17 protein-coding genes are annotated in these 17,443 nt (G+C 69.6%); 14 read left to right on the forward strand and 3 right to left on the reverse strand.

Going from position 1 to position 17,443, the window contains the following annotated elements:
* Positions 1 to 8 precede the first annotated feature (8 nt).
* Entirely contained in the window at positions 9 to 509 is a 501-nt protein-coding gene (gene rbfA / locus ABD655_RS06565; protein WP_344712584.1) for a 30S ribosome-binding factor RbfA, read from the forward strand.
* A gap of 12 nt (positions 510 to 521) precedes the next feature.
* Here the strand turns inward: rbfA and ABD655_RS06570 are convergent, their stop codons facing one another.
* Positions 522 to 1,388: an HhH-GPD family protein gene (locus ABD655_RS06570; protein ID WP_344712586.1), complete on the reverse strand. Its 867-nt coding sequence runs from the start codon at positions 1,386 to 1,388 to the stop codon at positions 522 to 524.
* 219 nt (positions 1,389 to 1,607) lie between these two features.
* On the opposite strand from ABD655_RS06570, the gene ABD655_RS06575 reads away from it, so the two are divergent.
* From ABD655_RS06575 to ABD655_RS06635, 13 genes are all read left to right on the forward strand, one after another.
* On the forward strand, positions 1,608 to 2,294 hold the full coding sequence (locus ABD655_RS06575; RefSeq protein WP_344712588.1) for a nucleoside/nucleotide kinase family protein: 687 nt from the start codon (positions 1,608 to 1,610) through the stop codon (positions 2,292 to 2,294).
* Positions 2,294 to 3,181, forward strand: a complete 888-nt coding sequence (truB, locus tag ABD655_RS06580) for a tRNA pseudouridine(55) synthase TruB (protein ID WP_344712590.1) — start codon at positions 2,294 to 2,296, stop codon at positions 3,179 to 3,181. Before ABD655_RS06575 ends, truB begins: the two co-directional genes overlap by 1 nt.
* Positions 3,178 to 3,546, forward strand: a complete 369-nt coding sequence (locus ABD655_RS06585; protein ID WP_344712591.1) for a hypothetical protein — start codon at positions 3,178 to 3,180, stop codon at positions 3,544 to 3,546. The genes truB and ABD655_RS06585 overlap by 4 nt, the downstream gene beginning before the upstream one ends.
* A 23-nt stretch (positions 3,547 to 3,569) precedes the next feature.
* Complete coding sequence (locus ABD655_RS06590) at positions 3,570 to 4,019, forward strand: hypothetical protein (RefSeq protein ID WP_344712592.1); 450 nt, start codon at positions 3,570 to 3,572, stop codon at positions 4,017 to 4,019.
* Positions 4,016 to 4,987, forward strand: a complete 972-nt coding sequence (locus ABD655_RS06595; protein ID WP_344712593.1) for a bifunctional riboflavin kinase/FAD synthetase — start codon at positions 4,016 to 4,018, stop codon at positions 4,985 to 4,987. The genes ABD655_RS06590 and ABD655_RS06595 overlap by 4 nt, the downstream gene beginning before the upstream one ends.
* Before the next feature lie 33 nt (positions 4,988 to 5,020).
* Positions 5,021 to 5,401: a hypothetical protein gene (locus tag ABD655_RS06600; protein WP_344712595.1), complete on the forward strand. Its 381-nt coding sequence runs from the start codon at positions 5,021 to 5,023 to the stop codon at positions 5,399 to 5,401.
* A gap of 69 nt (positions 5,402 to 5,470) precedes the next feature.
* The gene (gene deoC / locus ABD655_RS06605) at positions 5,471 to 6,478 is read left to right on the forward strand and encodes a deoxyribose-phosphate aldolase (protein WP_344712597.1); all 1,008 of its coding nucleotides are present in this window, start codon (positions 5,471 to 5,473) and stop codon (positions 6,476 to 6,478) included.
* A gap of 76 nt (positions 6,479 to 6,554) precedes the next feature.
* Entirely contained in the window at positions 6,555 to 8,087 is a 1,533-nt protein-coding gene (locus tag ABD655_RS06610; protein ID WP_344712599.1) for an aldehyde dehydrogenase family protein, read from the forward strand.
* Entirely contained in the window at positions 8,084 to 8,944 is an 861-nt protein-coding gene (locus ABD655_RS06615; protein ID WP_344712600.1) for an aldehyde dehydrogenase family protein, read from the forward strand. Before ABD655_RS06610 ends, ABD655_RS06615 begins: the two co-directional genes overlap by 4 nt.
* Before the next feature lie 95 nt (positions 8,945 to 9,039).
* Positions 9,040 to 9,939 (forward strand): glycerophosphodiester phosphodiesterase, encoded by a 900-nt coding sequence (locus ABD655_RS06620; RefSeq protein WP_344712602.1) that lies wholly within the window; start codon positions 9,040 to 9,042, stop codon positions 9,937 to 9,939.
* Positions 9,940 to 9,972: 33 nt separating this feature from the next.
* Positions 9,973 to 10,620, forward strand: a complete 648-nt coding sequence (locus tag ABD655_RS06625; RefSeq protein WP_344712604.1) for a hypothetical protein — start codon at positions 9,973 to 9,975, stop codon at positions 10,618 to 10,620.
* Between the two features lie 204 nt (positions 10,621 to 10,824).
* Entirely contained in the window at positions 10,825 to 12,987 is a 2,163-nt protein-coding gene (locus ABD655_RS06630; protein ID WP_344712605.1) for a DEAD/DEAH box helicase, read from the forward strand.
* A gap of 97 nt (positions 12,988 to 13,084) precedes the next feature.
* A complete protein-coding gene (locus ABD655_RS06635; protein WP_344712607.1) occupies positions 13,085 to 14,113 on the forward strand; it encodes an ATP-dependent 6-phosphofructokinase in 1,029 nt (342 codons plus the stop codon).
* 153 nt (positions 14,114 to 14,266) lie between these two features.
* On the opposite strand, the gene ABD655_RS06640 is transcribed toward ABD655_RS06635, so the two are convergent.
* Together ABD655_RS06640 and ABD655_RS06645 are read right to left on the reverse strand one after the other, a co-directional pair.
* Complete coding sequence (locus tag ABD655_RS06640) at positions 14,267 to 15,103, reverse strand: DUF559 domain-containing protein (protein WP_344712609.1); 837 nt, start codon at positions 15,101 to 15,103, stop codon at positions 14,267 to 14,269.
* A 194-nt stretch (positions 15,104 to 15,297) separates the two neighbouring features.
* The gene (locus ABD655_RS06645; protein ID WP_344712611.1) at positions 15,298 to 17,412 is read right to left on the reverse strand and encodes a S9 family peptidase; all 2,115 of its coding nucleotides are present in this window, start codon (positions 17,410 to 17,412) and stop codon (positions 15,298 to 15,300) included.
* Positions 17,413 to 17,443: the final 31 nt, after the last annotated feature.

Below are 17,443 nucleotides of genomic sequence, written 5' to 3' on the forward strand. Positions count from 1 at the left end.
GGGGAGAAATGGCCGGAGAACGGCAGGCGAGAGTCGCGGATCGCATCCGCGTCGTCCTCGCGGAGCGACTCGAGAAGGGGCTGCGCGACCCGCGCCTCGGATTCGTCACGATCACCGACGTGAAGGTGACCGGCGACCTCCAGCACGCGTCGGTGTTCTACACCGTCATGGGCGACGAGGCGCTGCGTGCCGACACAGCGGCGGCACTGAAGTCCGCGACGGGCCTGCTGCGCACCGAGGTCGGCAAGAACCTCAACACGCGGCTGACTCCGACGCTGGAGTTCTTCCTGGACGCGATCCCCGAGAACGCCGACCACATCGCCGCGCTGCTGCGCGAAGCACGTGAGCGCGATGAGGCCGTCGCCGGTCTCGCAGCCTCTGCGCAGTACGCCGGAGACGCGGATCCTTACGTCAAGCAGCGCGAAGACGACGAACTCACCGAGACCGAGGCCGAAGCCGTCGTCGAGGATATCCAGCGCGCCGAGGACCTCGAGCCGACGAAGGACTGAGGACAGCCCCGTTCACTGGGGCAGCCTCGCCCGATCGTCGATCAGCTCGATCAGCCCGTCGTCGGCGAGCGAGGTGATCGCGCGGTCGCGCTGTGCGGCGTCCGCCCAGTCCGCGATCAGTTCGACCGACCGGATGCCGTCGGCCGAAGCATCCCGCAGCACCCGCAGCACCGCACCGCGCGCCTGCCGGTCACTGCCCTCATAGCGCGCCTGACGGCGCCGATCGTCACCGGTGTCCGGGTACCCGGCGGCGCGCCATGCACATACATGCGCGATGGGGCATGTATCGCAGCGCGGTACGCGCGCAACGCACACGGTCGCACCGAGCTCCATCGTCGCCGCGTTCACGATCGCGGCCTCGACCGGGTCGCCGGGGAGCCGATCGCTCATCGCGCCGAGGTCCCTGCGTGCCGGAGGGCCCGGCTGGGATCGTCCCTCGACCGCGCGCGCCAGGACTCGCCGCGTGTTCGTGTCGACGACGGGATGCCGGTCGCCATACGCGAACACCGCGACCGCGCGCGCTGTGTAGTCGCCGACCCCGGAGAGGGACAGGAGCGCATCGACGTCCCGCGGCACGATGCCGCCGTGCCGATCGCGGATCTCCACGGCAGCGCGGTGCAGCCACAGCGCCCGTCGCGGGTAGCCCAGGTTCGCCCACTGGCGCACGGCCTCGGCCGGGGCATCCGCCGCCAGCGAGGTGGGTGACGGCCACCGCGCGAGCCACGCCTCCAGGTGCGGAATGACGCGCGTCACCGGCGTCTGCTGCAGCATGAACTCGCTGACCAGGACCCCCCACGCCCCGAACCCGGCGCGCCGCCATGGCAGATCCCGAGCGTTGCGCCGGTACCACGCGATGAGGGGCGCGGAGATCTCGGGCATGCGGCACAGCCTAGGTCGTCGTGCCCGGGTCCGAGGGCAATCCGATCCGGGCGTGCACCCGTTCACGTGCCCCGGTCCTCACCAGTTCACTTGCCCTGGATGTACGCGAAACGCGCGTGCGAGCGTACGAACAGGGCAAGTGAACACGGGGGTGGGCGGTCGCCCCGCACCCGCGTACGCGTCGCACCGGGGGCTCGGCCGCGACCGTAGGCTGGAGCCATGCGCCTCCCGACCACTCCCGCCACCACGCTCCTGCGTGAACTGCGCGACGAGGTCCGTCAGCATTACCGCGGCGGCAGGGTCATCGTCGCGGTGGACGGCATCGACGGTGCCGGCAAGACGACCTTCGCCGACGCGTTCGCGGACGTCTTCGCCGAGGACGGCTCGTCCGTCTTTCGAGCCTCCATCGACGACTTCCACCGTCCCCGGGCCGAGCGCTATCAGCGCGGTCGCCGCTCGCCCGAGGGGTACTACCGCGACTCGTACGACTACGCGACCTTCCGGCGGGTGCTGATCGATCCATTCCGCGACGGCGCCCAGACCGGAGCGACCACCGGCTTTCAGCTCGCGGCATTCGATGTGGCGCGGGACACCCCGGTCGAAGCGGCGTGGACGACGGCGCCACGGGATGCCGTGCTGATCGTTGACGGGACCTTCCTGCTCCGACCCGAGCTGCGCGGACTCTGGGACTGGTCGGTGTGGCTGGACGCACCGGTCGATGTCGCCTACCAGCGTCTGGCGTTGCGCGATGGATCGGATCCGAGTCCGTCGGCGCCCTCGAACGCCCGATACCGCGAGGGGCAGGAGCTGTATCTGCAGGACGCCGCTCCGCGGCTGGAGGCCTCCGCGATCGTCGACAACACCGACCTCGCCTCGCCTCGCCGCACGTTCCAGGACTACTGCTGATGCCCGCTCCCGGCGTGCTGCTGGTGGACAAGCCCGGCGGCATGACCAGCCATGACGTCGTCGCGCGCGCGCGCAAGGCGCTCGGTACCCGCAAGATCGGCCACGCGGGCACCCTGGATCCGATGGCGACCGGCCTGCTGATCCTCGGTGTCGAGGCCGCCACGCGACTGCTGACCTTCATCGTCGGGCTGGACAAGACCTACGAGACCACGATCCGTCTCGGCGCGACCACGGACACCGACGATGCGGACGGCACGATCGAGACGACCACGGATGCCGCGGCCGTGGCCCCCGCGGCGGTGACGGCAGCGATCGCAGACCTCACCGGCGAGATCTCGCAGGTGCCCAGCCGCGTCTCGGCGATCAAGGTCGGCGGTCGCCGCGCGTATGACCTCGCACGAGCGGGCGAAGAGGTCGAACTCGCGGCCCGCACCGTCACGGTGTCGCGGTTCGAGGTGCTGCGGGAGCGCCGGGTCGACGGATTCCTCGATCTCGATGTCGTCGTGGACTGCTCGAGCGGCACCTACGTCCGCGCTCTCGCGCGTGACCTCGGGTCAGCTCTCGGAGTCGGCGGGCATCTCACGGCGCTCCGCCGCACCCGGATCGGCCCGTTCGACGTCGCGGGCGCAGCAGCCATCGACGCACTCGGCAGCGCGCCCCTGCAGACGCCGGCCGCTGTCGCGACCACGGTCCTCGGCGCCTTCCCGGTGTCCGCGGAAGAGGCGCGCGACCTCCGCCACGGCAAGCGGCTCGTGGGCGCGTCCGCACGACTCGAACGCGCTCCGGCCGCAGCGATCGACCCCGCTGGTCTTCTGGTCGGGATCGTGGAGCGCCGCGGGGACGACGTGAAGAGTGTGATGAACCTTCCCGGAGAGGCACCCGCATGATCCTGTGGTTCACCATCGCCCAGCTGATCGTCGCCATCCTGGCAGGGCTGCTCGGCATCGTCCTGGGCCTTGCCGGTCGCCGGCCGAGCGACCTCAGCGTCGGCGGGCTGGCACTTGTGGAATTGCTGCTGGTCGCGCAGATCGTGATCGCGATCGTCGCCCCGTTCGCCGGCAACCCTCCCACGGGCAGCCTGCTGGAGTTCTGGGTGTACCTGGTCTCGGCCGCGCTCATCCCGCCTGCCGCGGTCGCCTGGGCGCTCCTGGAGCGCAGCCGCTGGAGCACCGTCATCATGGGTGTCGCCGCTCTCGCGGTCGCGGTGATGCTGTGGCGCATGCAGGCGATCTGGACGATCCAGGTCGCATGAGCCAGCCGTATGATCGGACAGTCATGTCGTCGTCCTCCCGCCCCCGCATGACCGGAATCGGGCGCGTGCTCGTGATCGTGTACGCGATCATGGCGCTCGCAGCCACCGGCCGGTCCTTCGTCCAGATCGTGCAGCGCTTCGACGAGGCACCCCTCGCGTATTCGCTGTCCGCGGCATCCGCCGTCGTCTACATCCTCGCGACCCTCGCGCTCGTGTTCGCCGGCTCGAAGGGCTGGTATCTCACCGCGTGGGTCGCCATCTGCTTCGAACTGGTCGGAGTGCTGGTGGTGGGCACGCTGAGCCTGCTGCTCCCCGATCTGTTCGGTCACCCGACGGTGTGGTCGTGGTTCGGCATGGGCTACCTGTTCGTTCCGCTCGTGCTGCCGTTCTTCGGCATCTGGTGGCTGGTCACGCACCGTCCGGTCGACGCGACGACGACTCCGGATGCCGCGTCGGCGGCGGTGGCGCCGTGATCGTCTTTCACGATCCCGCCGAGGTTCCCGCCGACTTCGGTCCGTCCATCGTGGCGATCGGCAAGTTCGACGGCGTGCACTCCGGTCACCGCGCCGTCCTGGACCGGGCCCGGGTGGATGCCGCGACCAGCGACGCGCGCGTGGTCGCCGTCACGTTCGACCGCAACCCGCTGGCGCTCCTGCGTCCGGAGCTCTGCCCGCCCGACCTCATCGGCGTGCACCAGAAGGTGCACCTGCTGGCCGAGACCGGCATCGACGCCGCCCTGGTCCTGCGCTTCGACCAGGATCTTGCGAACCTCACCGCACAGGAATTCGTGCAGCGCGTGCTGGTCGACGCGCTCAAGGTGCGCACCGTCCTCGTCGGTCGCGACTTCCGGTTCGGCCGGGGCGGGGCGGGCAACCCCGACGTCCTGCGCGAGCTGGGCACCGCCCTCGGCTTCGACGTCGACGTCGTCGATGACGTGCGCGCGATCGATGCCGGCCGCCGCGTCTCATCGACGTGGATTCGCGAGCTGCTTGCGGATGGAGATGTCGAAACGGCGGCGAAGCTGCTCGGTCGTCCCGCCTCGGTGTGGGGCGAGGTCGTGCACGGTCTCAAGCGTGGCCGCGAACTCGGCTTCCCGACGGCGAACCTCTCGCCGCAGCTGGAGGGCTTCGTGCCGGCCGACGGCGTGTACGCGGGCTGGCTCGTGGACCAGGGCTCCGCCGACGGACTTCGCCGCGGCGCGCGATACCCGGCGGCGATCTCGGTCGGGGTGAACCCGACGTTCGATGACGTCGCGATCCGCCAGGTCGAGGCGTACGTGCTCGACGAGACCGACCTGGACCTGTACGGCCGGGACGTCGAGGTCCAGTTCGTCGCGCGCATCCGCGGAATGACCGCCTTCTCCGGGATCGACGTGCTCATCGCGCAGATCACCGACGATGTCGTCCGGGTGCGGGCCGCCCTGGCGCACCCTGCGCCATAGACCGGCGGGTCCGGCGCACCTACGATCGGGAGGATGGACCCGCTCACCCTGCTCATCGCGACCGTCGATACGGCCGCGGCGAAGCCCGTGAATCTCTGGGGGGCGTTGGGCTGCGCCGTGGCGTACTCCGCCGCGCTGCTGGCGACGCTCGACGGGTTCGCCGACCTCATCCTCGCGCGCGATGACGCCCCGGCCGGACGACTTCCCGCGGGGGTAGGCTTGAAGCTCGGATCGAAGCTCGCCGCCGCGGCGATCGCAGTGATCTCGGCGGCAATCGTTCTCGCCCTGGACTCGAACTGGTTCGCGTTCACGAGCTTGACGATCGCCTTCGTGGTCGTCGTCGGACTCGGCGTCCTCGTGATGCTGCGGCACCGGCGGGTCACCTCCGGGTCCGGTCCGCGCCTCAGCGGGTGAGCGCCCCTCACCCCGCGCAGGCCGCACAGGGCATCAGCCCTGCGGAGTGCTGAAGAAGGAGACAGAGCGATGAGCCGAACCGACGTGCAGACCTTGCCCGAACGCGCCGTTGAGCTGCTCGGCGGCGAACCGGATGACACCACGCTGCGCCGCTACCTGCACGGTCTGCCGGGAGTGGACGCGGTCGGACTCGAGCAGCGCGCCGCCGGTCTGGGCACGCGGTCCATCAAGACGACGTCCAAGGCGTGGGCGCTCGACAAGATCATCCAGCTGATCGACCTGACCACGCTGGAGGGGTCCGACACTCCCGGCAAGGTGCGCTCGCTCGTGGCGAAGGCGCTGACGCCGGATGCCGCGGATCCGACCTGCCCGCGGGTGGCAGCCGTCTGCGTGTACGGCGACATGGTGCCGCACGCGATCGCGGCGCTGGGCGCCGCACACGGCGACCCCGACAACGGTCTGGTCGCGGTCGCCGCGGTGGCGACCGCTTTCCCGAGCGGTCGGGCCTCCCTCGACGTGAAGCTGGCCGACACGGCGGACGCCGTCGCCGACGGCGCCGATGAGATCGACATGGTGATCGACCGCGGCGCGTTCCTCGCCGGCCGCTACGGGCTCGTCTTCGATCAGATCGCCCGGGTGAAGCAGGCGTGCCGCCGCGCCGACGGCTCCTACGCGTCGCTGAAGGTGATCCTCGAGACCGGTGAGCTGAACACGTACGACAACATCAAGCGCGCATCGTGGCTGGCGATCCTCGCCGGCGGCGATTTCATCAAGACCTCGACCGGCAAGGTGCAGCCGGCAGCGACGCTGCCGACCACGCTGCTCATGCTCGAGGTCGTCCGCGACTGGCACCGCGCCACCGGCGAGAAGATCGGGGTCAAACCGGCGGGCGGCATCCGCACGTCCAAGGATGCGATCAAGTACCTGGTGACGGTGGCCGAGACCGTGGGGGAGGAGTGGCTGCAGCCGCACCTGTTCCGCTACGGAGCCTCCAGCCTGCTCAACGACGTTCTGCTGCAGCGGCAGAAGATCCGCACCGGCGCGTACTCCGGCGCCGACTATGTGACGATCGACTGATCGTCGCCCGCCCGATCCCGCCGCTGCTCCTCCGATTTCGAATCGCCGCCGACGGCGGCTCACCGAAGGGAATCTCATGACATTCCTCGAATACGCGCCTGCCCCCGAGTCGCGCAGCATTCTGAATCTGCGGGAAGAGTACGGGCACTTCATCGACGGGACGTTCGTCCAGGGGACCGGAAAGAGTTTCGCGACCATCTCGCCCGCCGACGAGTCGCACATCGCGATGATCTCCGCGGCGAGCGAAGCCGACGTCGACACGGCCGTCGCCGCCGCGCGTCGCGCCTACGACAAGACGTGGTCGAAGATGAGCGGGCGCGACCGCGGAAAGTACCTCTACCGGATCGCGCGCCTGGTGCAGGAGCGGGCGCGTGAGCTCGCGGTGGCCGAGAGCCTCGACAACGGCAAGCCGATCAAAGAGAGCCGCGACGTCGATGTTCCGCTCGTCGCCGCGTGGTTCTTCTACTACGCGGGCTGGGCGGACAAGCTCGACTACGCCGGGCTCGGTGCCGACCCGCGCGCGCTCGGCGTGGCCGGTCAGGTCATCCCGTGGAACTTTCCTCTGCTCATGCTCGCGTGGAAGATCGCCCCCGCCCTGGCGGCCGGCAATACCGTCGTGCTCAAGCCGGCCGAGACCACGCCGCTGTCGGCGCTCGTCTTCGCCGAGATCCTGCAGCAGGCGGACCTGCCACCGGGCGTGGTCAACATCATCACCGGCGCGGGCGACACCGGTGCGGCTCTGGTCGCGCATCCGGACGTCGACAAGGTCGCCTTCACCGGCTCGACCGGCGTCGGCCGGGCGATCGCCAAGCAGGTCGCGGGCTCGGGGAAGAAGCTCACCCTGGAGCTAGGCGGGAAGGCCGCCAACATCGTCTTCGACGACGCGCCGATCGACCAGGCCATCGAGGGGATCGTCAACGGCATCTTCTTCAACCAGGGTCACGTGTGCTGCGCCGGAAGCCGGCTGCTGGTCCAGGAGAGCGTCCATGACGAGGTCATCGACCGACTCAAGCAGCGTCTTTCCACGCTGCGGCTCGGCGACCCGCTGGACAAGAACACCGACATCGGCGCGATCAACTCGCGCGAGCAGCTCGACCGCATCAAGGCGCTGTCCCAGATCGGCGAGGACGAGGGCGCCGAGCGGTGGAGCGCCGACTGCGTCATCCCGGACAGCGGGTTCTGGTTCGCGCCGACGATCTTCACGAACGTCCAGGCCAGTCACCGGATCGCGCGGGAGGAGATCTTCGGCCCCGTGCTCTCGGTGCTCACCTTCCGCACACCGGCCGAGGCGATCGCCAAGGCCAACAACACCCCGTACGGGCTGTCAGCCGGCATCTGGAGCGACAAGGGCTCACGCATCCTCGCGGTCGCCGATCGCCTGCGCGCCGGCGTGATCTGGGCGAACACGTTCAACCGGTTCGATCCCGCGTCACCGTTCGGCGGCTACAAGGAGTCCGGCTACGGTCGCGAGGGCGGTCGTCACGGTCTTGCCGCCTACCTGGCGCCGGGCTCGTCCGCTCCGCGGACACGGGCGGCCATCGCCGCCGGTGCTGCGCCGGCGAGCGCCGCGCGAGCGCCGCGCGCCGCGAAGAAGGGAGCGAAGCGATGACCCGCCTCGCCGTGCCCAAGACCTACAAGCTGTACATCGGCGGTGCGTTCCCACGCAGCGAATCCGGCCGGACGTATGAGATCGAGAGCGCCAAGGGCGCGTTCGTCGCGAACGTGGCGAAGGCATCGCGCAAGGACGCGCGCGATGCGATCGTCGCGGCACGGGGCGCGCTGAAGGCCTGGTCGGGCGCCACGGCATACAACCGTGGTCAGGTGCTGTACCGCATCGCGGAACTGCTCGAGGGCCGTCGCGCGCAGTTCGTCGACGAGATCGTCCGGCTCGAGGGCGTCGGCGTCGCCGCGGCATCCAACCAGGTCGACGAGGCCATCGACCGCTGGGTCTGGTACGCCGGGTGGACCGACAAGCACGCGCAGGTCACCGGAAACGCCAACCCGGTCGCCGGCCCGTACTTCAACATCTCGGTGCCGGAGCCGACCGGGGTCGTCGCCGTCATCGCGCCGCAGGACTCGTCCCTCCTCGGACTCGTCTCCGCGGTCGCGCCTCCGCTCGTGACCGGCAACACCGTGGTGGTCGTCGCCAGCGAGCGGCTGCCACTGTCGGCCATCAGCCTCGCCGAGGTCCTGGCGACCTCGGACGTGCCCGGGGGAGTCGTCAACATCCTCACCGGTTCGCCCGCCGAGATCGCGCCCTGGCTCGCCTCGCACGCGGACGTCAACGCGCTCGACCTCGTCGGGGCGGGCAGCCTCGATTGGGTGGATCTGCAGATCGCTGCGGCAGACACCCTGAAGCGGGTGCTGACACCGGAGGAGGGCCCGGATGCCGCGGCCCCGAGCCTGGACCGGATCAGCGCGTTCACCGAGACCAAGACCGTCTGGCACACCAAGAGCATGGTCTGACGACACTCGCGAATTCGATAACGAAAGGGTAACGGCGCATGTAGGGTGGTGCCACACGTCGACGAGGACGTGGGAACCACCGGAGGACATGCCCGATGCCCGACGACCCCGTTGCCGATCTCACCCGAAATCGGCTGCAGGCGCTGCTGATCGTCTGCGTTCTCGCGGTGGCGAGCCTCATCATCGCGTTCCTCGGCGCCACCCCGGCCCGGGTGAGCGCGACCGAGGTGCTGGGGGCCACGCGCACGGCGGGTGAGGCGGCGTTCATCGCCAGCCACCGCGGTGGCGGGGGTGCCGCCCCCGAGAACACGCTCCCGGCGATCTCCTTGGCGCTGGCGGGCGGCTTCGACTACGTCGAGGTGGATGTCGCACTCACGGCCGACCGGCATCCCGTGCTGATGCACGATGCCACGGTCGACCGCACGACCGACGGTTCCGGCCGTCTGTCGGCCCTGACCCTCGCACAGGTCCAGGCGCTGGATGCCGGTTCGTGGTTCGGCGACCAGTACGCGGGCACCCCGGTTCCGACCTTCACCGAGTTCCTCGACGTGCTGGCGCGGTCGGGGCGCCGTGCCATCGTCGAGCTGAAGGGCGAATGGGATGCCGCGGCCGTAGCCGCGCTCATCTCCGAGGTGACGGCGCGCAACCTCGAGCGTCGCGTCGCGGTCTCCAGCTTCGACGCACGGACCCTCGCGGCGGCCGGCACGGCGTCGGCGGTGATCCCGCGGCTGTTCATCCTCCGGCATCTGCCACCCGACGTCGTGAGCGCGGCGAGGGAGGCGAGCGTGCGCGGCATCGTCGTCCACCGCCGCGCGCTCCTGGAGCGTCCGGAAGTCGTCGACGAGCTCCACGCAGCCGGCATCAGGGTCGTCGTCTACACGCTCAACAGCAACACGCAGTGGGATGAGGTCACGGCGCTCGGCGTGGACGGTATCGTGACCGACGATCCCGCAACGCTGTCATCGTGGCAGCAGGGTGTCGCCGGCCAGCAGTAGCCGTGGACCCGGGATCCCGATACCGGAGGTTCCATGTCCACCGCGTCCTCGCGCCGCCCCGTCCTGATGCGCACCGCCGCCGGCGCCGCAGCAGCGATCGCGCTGTGCCTCGGCCTGGTCGGCTGTCAACCCGAGCCGTCGCCGACCGCGACCCCCGGCGCGTCGCCTTCGACGTCGCCGTCCGCCCCCGCGCCCACCTCGAGCCCGACCGAGCCCGCGGCGGCCGGGGATGCGATCGAGCTGCCGACAGCGTGCGAACAGATCTACTCCGCGACGATGCTCGCCACGCTGCAGCAGCAGGCCCCGCTGAACGACCCCGGCGTGACCATGACCTCGACCCAGGTGGTCGGGGCGCTGGAGATCCTCACCTCCGGCATCCCGACGATCCGCTGCTCATGGGGGGCACCGAGCGAGACCGGCCTGGCCACGAACGTCTCCCTCGTGGATGCGGCGCAGTCCGCCGCGGTTGTCGATGCCCTCGCGAACTCGGGCTTCGCCTGCGAACCGAGCGGCGACGGCACGATCTGCCGGTACACCCAGACCATGATCGACCTCGACGACAATCAGGTCGAGCTCACCGAGACGCATGTCCTGCGCGGCAACGGCTGGGTTTCCACTGCGACGATCAACTTCGCACCCGAGGGATACACCGAAGACATCGTCGCCACGCTCTGGGGCTGAAACCCGCGCGATTCCGCTAGACTGATTGCCGAGGATCTCTTCGCCGACATGGCCGCAGCTCGCAAAGCGAGTGCCCGCGGCCCGGAGGCACCGACATCCCATCCCGCGTTCGTGACGGCGTATGCCGCCCGCGGGAGCACGCCGACATCGCCGGTCCCGACCGGTCATCCGCCGGAGTTTCCGGTACACACGCTCAGGAGGAGCATGCCGACCACGGCAACTGCCGCCCACGGCTCTGCGGCACAGCGCCGCAGGAAGCCCTCGTCTTCGCGCCGCGACGACGAGGCGCCGATCATCCCCATCCTTGCCCGCAAGGTGCGCGAGGTGGAGGCGAAGGCCCAGCGCGGCAAGCTCGGGCCCACCAACCGGGTCAAGTTCCAGGTGATCGCCTTCCTGGTGCGCGAAGAGCGTGCGCGGGTGAAAGCCGACACGACGCTGGCCGACGCGGCCCGCTCGGAGCTGCTCAAACGGCTCGACGGCGTCGCCACGATCCTGGCGAAGACGGCGGCCCGCGACACGTCGCTGATCCAGCTGCTGGAGGTGGACCAGGCGGCGACGCCGGTCGCGCGGCGGATGCGCCGTGACTGGCTGATCGAATCCGGTGCCGAGCTCGCGCCCGACGAGCTGATCATCACCGACCTCGGACCGCGGACGGCAACCGTGGTGCCCGCAGCCCTGGCCGAGCGTCAGGTCATCCCGCCGACGATCGAGTCCCGCCAGATGGCCAACCCCTTCCTCGCCCCGGACCTGACCTCCCACGCTCCGAAGGAGACGCCGCGTCGACGCCTCGACGGCTGGGAACTGATGGGTCCGCTCTACAAGGCGTTCGAAACGGGTGCCGGCGGCGGGCAGGCTTCGATGGAGTTGCCCCCGACCCCCGAGTTCGATCGGCTCTCGCCCAAGGGCTCCGAGATCATGGTGCACCAGTCGCGCTTCCTCGAGTCCGTTCGAGCCGGCCACCGCACGTTCCTCCTCGCCGACGAGCCGGGTCTGGGTAAGACCGCGGAGTCCGTGCTCGCGGCATCCGTCGCCGGTGCGTACCCGCTGCTGGCCGTCGTGCCGAACGTCGTCAAGATGAACTGGGCACGCGAGGTCGAGCGCTGGACGCCGCAACGCCGCGCCACGGTGATCTCCGGCGACGGCGAGGATGTGGACGCCTTCGCGGATGTCTTCATCGTCAACTACGAGATCCTCGACCGTCACCTCGCCTGGCTCAGCTCGATCGGGCTGAAGGGCATGGTCGTGGACGAGGCCCACTTCATCAAGAACCTGGGTTCGCAGCGTTCGCAGAATGTGCTCGCCCTGGGGGCCCGCATCCGAGAGCAGGTGAGCGACCCCCTGCTTCTCGCGCTCACCGGAACGCCGCTGATCAACGACGTCGAGGACTTCGACGCGATCTGGCGCTTCCTCGGCTGGACGACGGGCGAGAAGCCCGGTCCGCTCCTCATGGAGCGCCTCGATTCGACGGGTCTGACGCCGGCCGACAAGGCGTTCTACCCGGAGGCCCGCGACGCGGTCATCTCGATGGGGATCGTGCGCCGCAAGAAGAAGGATGTCGCCGCAGACCTGCCCGACAAGCTCGTGGCCGACCTTCCGGTCGAGCTGGACGACGAGTTCGGGCGCAGCATCCGCCAAGCCGAGCGCGAGCTCGGCACGCGACTTGCCGACCGGTATCGCCGCATCATCGATGCGCGCGGAGCCCGCGGGCTCGCACCCGGAGAGATCGACCCGGACATCGTGCGGCTCGTGGCACAGAACGAACTGGACGAGTCGAAGGCGGCCGGCACCGGGTCGGAGAACGTGTTCACCATGGTCCGCAAGATCGGCCAGGCCAAGGCGCTGCTGGCGGCGGACTACACGGTCCAGCTGCAGCGATCCGTCGGCAAGGTCGTCTTCTTCGCCAAGCACATCGATGTGATGGATGCCGCGGAGGCGCATTTCGCCGCTGCGGGTCTGCGCACGATCTCGGTGCGTGGCGATCAGACCACTCCGGTCCGCCAGCAGGCGATCGACGCGTTCAACAACGACCCCGGCGTCGGCGTCGCCGTGTGCTCGCTGACCGCGGCCGGCGTCGGAGTGAACATGCAGGCGGCCTCCAACGTGGTGCTGGCCGAGCTGTCGTGGACCGCCGCCGAACAGACGCAGGCGATCGACCGGGTGCACCGCATCGGACAGGGCGAGCCGGTCACGGCGTGGCGGATCATCGCGGCGCACACGATCGACACGAAGATCGCCGAGCTCATCGACTCCAAGCAGGGGCTCGCACAGCGCGCCCTGGACGGCGAAGCGGTCGACCCGCAGTCGAGCGATTCCGTGCAGCTCTCGGCGCTCATGCACCTGGTGCGGCAGGCGCTCGGAGCGGACTAGCAGCGCCGACCGACGCATGGCAGCGGCCGCGCCCCCGACGGTAGGGTCGGGGGGTGGCAGCGCCGCCCGATCGAAATCCGACAGCAAGGACCAGACCATGAAGATCGGCATCCTCACCAGCGGCGGCGACTGCCCCGGCCTCAACGCGGTCATCCGGGGCATCGTGCTGAAGGGGACCACGACATACGACGTCGAGTTCGTCGGCATCCGTGACGGATGGCGCGGTGTCGTGGACGCCGACTTCTTCCCGCTCACACGGCACGAGGTCAAGGGTCTGTCCAAGGTGGGCGGCACCATCCTCGGCACGAGCCGCACCAACCCGTACGACGGTTCGCGCGGCGGTGCCGAGAACATCGCCAAGACCCTCTACGGGCACCGCATCGACGGCATCGTCGCGATCGGCGGCGAAGGCACCCTCGCGGCAGCCGATCGCCTCGCCACCGACGGCATCAACGTGCTCGGTGTCCCCAAGACGATCGACAACGACCTGCGCGGGACGGACTACTCGTTCGGATTCGACACCGCGGTCAACATCGCCACCGAGGCGATGGACCGGCTCCGCACCACCGGCGACTCGCACCAGCGCTGCATGGTCGCCGAGGTCATGGGCCGGCACGTGGGGTGGATCGCGCTGCACGCCGGGATCGCCGCGGGTGCGCACGCCATCTGCATCCCCGAGGTGCCCATGTCGATCGACGACATCTGCGATCTCGTCTCGAAGGCCCACGATCGTGGCCGCGCGCCGCTGGTCGTCGTATCGGAGGGCTTCACCCTCACCGGCATGGAAGAGGCGTACAGCGACAAGGGACTCGACGCCTTCAACCGCCCCCGGCTCGGAGGAATCAGCGAGGTCCTCGCCCCCGAGATCGAGCGGATCACCGGCATCGAGACGCGTTCGACCGTCCTCGGCCACATCCAGCGTGGCGGATCGCCCTCCGCCTTCGACCGTGTGCTGGCCACCCGCCTCGGACTGCACACCGCGGACGCCATCATCGAGGGCTCCTGGGGGCAGATGGTGGCGATGCGCGGCACCGACATCGTGCGCGTCCCCTTCGCGGATGCGCTGGGCGAGCTCAACACCGTCCCGCTGTACCGTTACGAAGAGGCGGCAGCGCTCTTCGGCTGAGCCCTGCGACCCGCTGAGGGCTCCAGCGGACGGATGCTGCGGCATCCGTCGCCTGATGCGTCGCGGCGCAGCGCGCGCCGGCACAGGAGAAATCGCCGGCTCAGGACAAAATGGCCCGAACACTCCTGAGCCCGCGATTTTTCCTGACCCCGGTCACCGATGCAGACCCTGCGCGATCGCAGTGAGCACCGCCTCGGTCACGTGGTGCTTGTCGAACAGCACCTGCTGGTAGTCGAATCGCAGGACGGTGTACCCGGGCAGAACGAGCCGCGCGTCCGCGCGCAGATCACGGCGCCGGTCCTTCGCGGAACTGTGGTGCGCGAATCCGTCCAGTTGGAGCGCGAGATGGCGACCGATCAAGCCGTCGAGCGGGTGCCCGTCGATCCACACCTGCTGCTGCAGCGGCACGCCGACCCGCCGCATGAGATCCGCGAAGATCGACTCCACTCCCGAGTCCGCCAGAACGGTGGCCACGTCCGCCAGTTCGCGTGCCCGCGCGCTGCGCCACCGCACTCGTGTGAGCACCGCGGCATCGACGAGCCGCCTCTTCAGAGCGGACTCCCATACCGCCAGCGCCTCAGCTCGCGGCAGACAGCGGGCGACGTGGAACAGCATGTTGATCGCGGGCTCTTGAGCGCTGGTGCGCACCACGGGTACCGGACCGACGGACCAGTGCACGCGGATGCCGGCGGCATCGAACCGCGATGCCGCCGGGGCGACGGCGACGTGGATGCCTTCATGCGACGGGGTCCACAGTCCCCAGAGGGATGCTGCGGTGACACATGACACGCGCCCGCCGACGGCCGCCGCCGCAACGCGGCGCGCGTCGCAGTCGGGGCTGACGAGCCAACAACGGCGCACTCTTCGCAGCGTGCCGCTCTGCACAGCCGTCCGCACGCAATGGTCCGTGAAGCCCGCCGCGCGCGCATCAGCGGAGTGAGCGACTCCGGCTCGCTCTCGGACCCAGACAAGAAGAGCCGTCGTATCCACAGCCACAGCCTGACGATGCGGTGGCCGCTCCGTTGCCCCTGCGGAGTGACCCGGGGATCGCGGCGGGGAAGGCGGCGCCGGGGAGGAACCGCCGAGTCAGGAGAAATCGCTGACTCAGGACCAAAACGCCCGAATGCTCCTGAGCCGGGGAGATCTCCTGAGTCAGCGTGGCGGCAAGGCGCAGCCGCCGGGGCTCAGGAGTCGACGCCGAGGACGTCCAGCAGCCATGCGAGTTCGAACGACCGCTCGCGCCAGGCGTTGTAGCGGCCGCTCACACCGCCGTGACCGGCCACCATCTCGCACTTCAGCAGCGCGTCCGCACCGACTTCGCGCAGCCGCGCGACCCACTTCGCCGGCTCGACGTACATCACGCGGGTGTCGTTGAGCGAGGTCACGGCCAGGATGCGAGGGTATGAGACGTCCGGCCGGACGTTCTCGTACGGGGAGTACGACTTCATGTACGCGTACACGTCGGCGTTGTGCAGCGGGTCGCCCCACTCGTCCCACTCGATCACCGTGAGCGGCAGTGACGGGTCGAGGATCGTCGTGAGCGCGTCGACGAACGGGACGTCGGCCAGGATGCCGGCGAACAGCTCGGGTGCGAGGTTCGCCACTGCGCCCATGAGCAGACCGCCCGCGCTGCCGCCCTCCGCGACCAGCCGGTCGGGGGTCGTGTAGCCGTGGTCGATCAGATGCATCGCGCTGTCGACGAAATCGGTGAAGGTGTTGCGCTTGTGCAGCATCTTGCCGTCCTCGTACCACTGGCGCCCCATCTCGCCGCCGCCGCGGACGTGGGCCACCGCGAAGATCACGCCGCGGTCGAGCTCGGACAGGCGCGGGATCGAGAATCCCGGCTCGATGGAGTGCTCGTACGAGCCGTAGCCGTACAGGTGAAGGGGTCGCGGCGCGACGCCCGCGTCGCCGAACGAGCGCTTCCAGACCAGGGAGATCGGGATCTGCGTGCCGTCCTGCGCAGTCGCCCACACGCGCGCCTGTGCGTACTGCTCCGGCTCGTAGCCGCCGAGCACCGGCTGCCGCTTGCGCAGGAGCAGTTCGCCCGTGGCGACCTCGTAGTCCAGCACGGTGCCGGGAGTGACGAACGAGCCGTACCCGATGCGGATGAGCGGAGGAGCCCACTCAGGATTGCCGCCGCCGCCGACGGAGTACAGCGGCTCGTCGAACTCGAGTTCTGCGACGGACCCGTCGGAGTAGTCCAGCATCCCCAGCCGGGCAAGGCCCGCGCGGCGGTATCCCAGGACGGCCCAGTCGCGGAACGTCGACACGCCGAGCAGACGCTCGCCGGGGCGATGGGGTACGACGACCTCGCGGGGTCCGGTGGGGTCGGATGCCGCCACCCGCACCAGCTCGAAATCCAGAGCGCCGTCGTTGTGGAGGATGAACAGCACGTCTTCGCCGTCGATGACGGCGTGCGACGAGTCGTACTCGACGCCTTCGGTGCGCGGCCAGATGAGCCGTGGCGCGGAGCGCAGGTCCGCGGCATCCACCAGCCACTCCTCGGACGTGATCGAGGAGCCCATGCCGATGACGAGGTAGCGGTCGCTGCGGGTGAAGCCCGCACCGAGCCAGAACCGCTCGTCAGGTTCGTGGAACAGCTTCTCGTCCTTCTCGACGGGCGTGCCCAGCTCGTGCAGCCATACCGTGTCAGGGCGCCACGCGTCATCGACGGTCGTATAGACGATGAACCGGCCGTCGGGTGAGAAGGTCGCGCCGGCGAACGTCTCCGGGATCTCATCGGGCAGCTGCGCACCGGTTACCAGGTCGCGCACACGAACGGTGTAGCGCTCGTCGCCGGCCACGTCCACGCCGTAGAGCATGAGGTCGCCGCTGGTTGTCACCTCGAAGCTGCCCAGCGAGAAGAACTCGTGGCCCTCGGCCTCGATGTTGCCGTCGAGCAGGATCTGCTCGCCCGGGACCGGCACGTCCGTGGCGAGCTCGGGTGGGGTCCAGTCGTCCGCAGACGCGAGCGGCGCGCGGCACTGGATGCCGTACTGCTTGCCCTCGACGGTGCGGCCGTAGTACCACCAGTCTCCGCGCCGCGTGGGAACCGACAGGTCGGTCTCGAGGGTGCGGCCCTTGATCTCCGCGAAGATCTCGTCCTGAAGGCCGGCGAGGTGCGCGGTGCGCTCGCGGGTGTAGGCGTTCTCCGCCTCCAGGTGCGCGAGAACGGCGGCCTCTTCTTTGCCGCGGAACCACTCGTACGCGTCCTCCACGTCGTCGCCGTGGTGGCTGCGGACGACCGGGTTGCGTGCGGCGACGGGAGGGGAGAGGGGAACGGCGTCGGTGGTCACCGTCCCACGGTATCCGACGAACTCGGGGCGA

It is taken from the genome of Microbacterium terregens (assembly GCF_039534975.1).
Taxonomy (GTDB): Bacteria; Actinomycetota; Actinomycetes; order Actinomycetales; family Microbacteriaceae; genus Microbacterium; species Microbacterium terregens.

Coding starts and splice junctions, on each gene's coding strand:
- ABD655_RS06575 (WP_344712588.1), top strand. CDS start 1,608: ATGCGCCTCCCGACCACTCCCGCCACCACGCTCCTGCGTGAACTGCGC.
- rbfA (WP_344712584.1), top strand. CDS start 9: ATGGCCGGAGAACGGCAGGCGAGAGTCGCGGATCGCATCCGCGTCGTC.
- ABD655_RS06610 (WP_344712599.1), top strand. CDS start 6,555: ATGACATTCCTCGAATACGCGCCTGCCCCCGAGTCGCGCAGCATTCTG.
- ABD655_RS06585 (WP_344712591.1), top strand. CDS start 3,178: ATGATCCTGTGGTTCACCATCGCCCAGCTGATCGTCGCCATCCTGGCA.
- ABD655_RS06635 (WP_344712607.1), top strand. CDS start 13,085: ATGAAGATCGGCATCCTCACCAGCGGCGGCGACTGCCCCGGCCTCAAC.
- deoC (WP_344712597.1), top strand. CDS start 5,471: ATGAGCCGAACCGACGTGCAGACCTTGCCCGAACGCGCCGTTGAGCTG.
- ABD655_RS06620 (WP_344712602.1), top strand. CDS start 9,040: ATGCCCGACGACCCCGTTGCCGATCTCACCCGAAATCGGCTGCAGGCG.
- ABD655_RS06615 (WP_344712600.1), top strand. CDS start 8,084: ATGACCCGCCTCGCCGTGCCCAAGACCTACAAGCTGTACATCGGCGGT.
- ABD655_RS06590 (WP_344712592.1), top strand. CDS start 3,570: ATGTCGTCGTCCTCCCGCCCCCGCATGACCGGAATCGGGCGCGTGCTC.
- truB (WP_344712590.1), top strand. CDS start 2,294: ATGCCCGCTCCCGGCGTGCTGCTGGTGGACAAGCCCGGCGGCATGACC.
- ABD655_RS06630 (WP_344712605.1), top strand. CDS start 10,825: ATGCCGACCACGGCAACTGCCGCCCACGGCTCTGCGGCACAGCGCCGC.
- ABD655_RS06600 (WP_344712595.1), top strand. CDS start 5,021: ATGGACCCGCTCACCCTGCTCATCGCGACCGTCGATACGGCCGCGGCG.
- ABD655_RS06570 (WP_344712586.1), bottom strand. CDS start 1,388: ATGCCCGAGATCTCCGCGCCCCTCATCGCGTGGTACCGGCGCAACGCT.
- ABD655_RS06625 (WP_344712604.1), top strand. CDS start 9,973: ATGTCCACCGCGTCCTCGCGCCGCCCCGTCCTGATGCGCACCGCCGCC.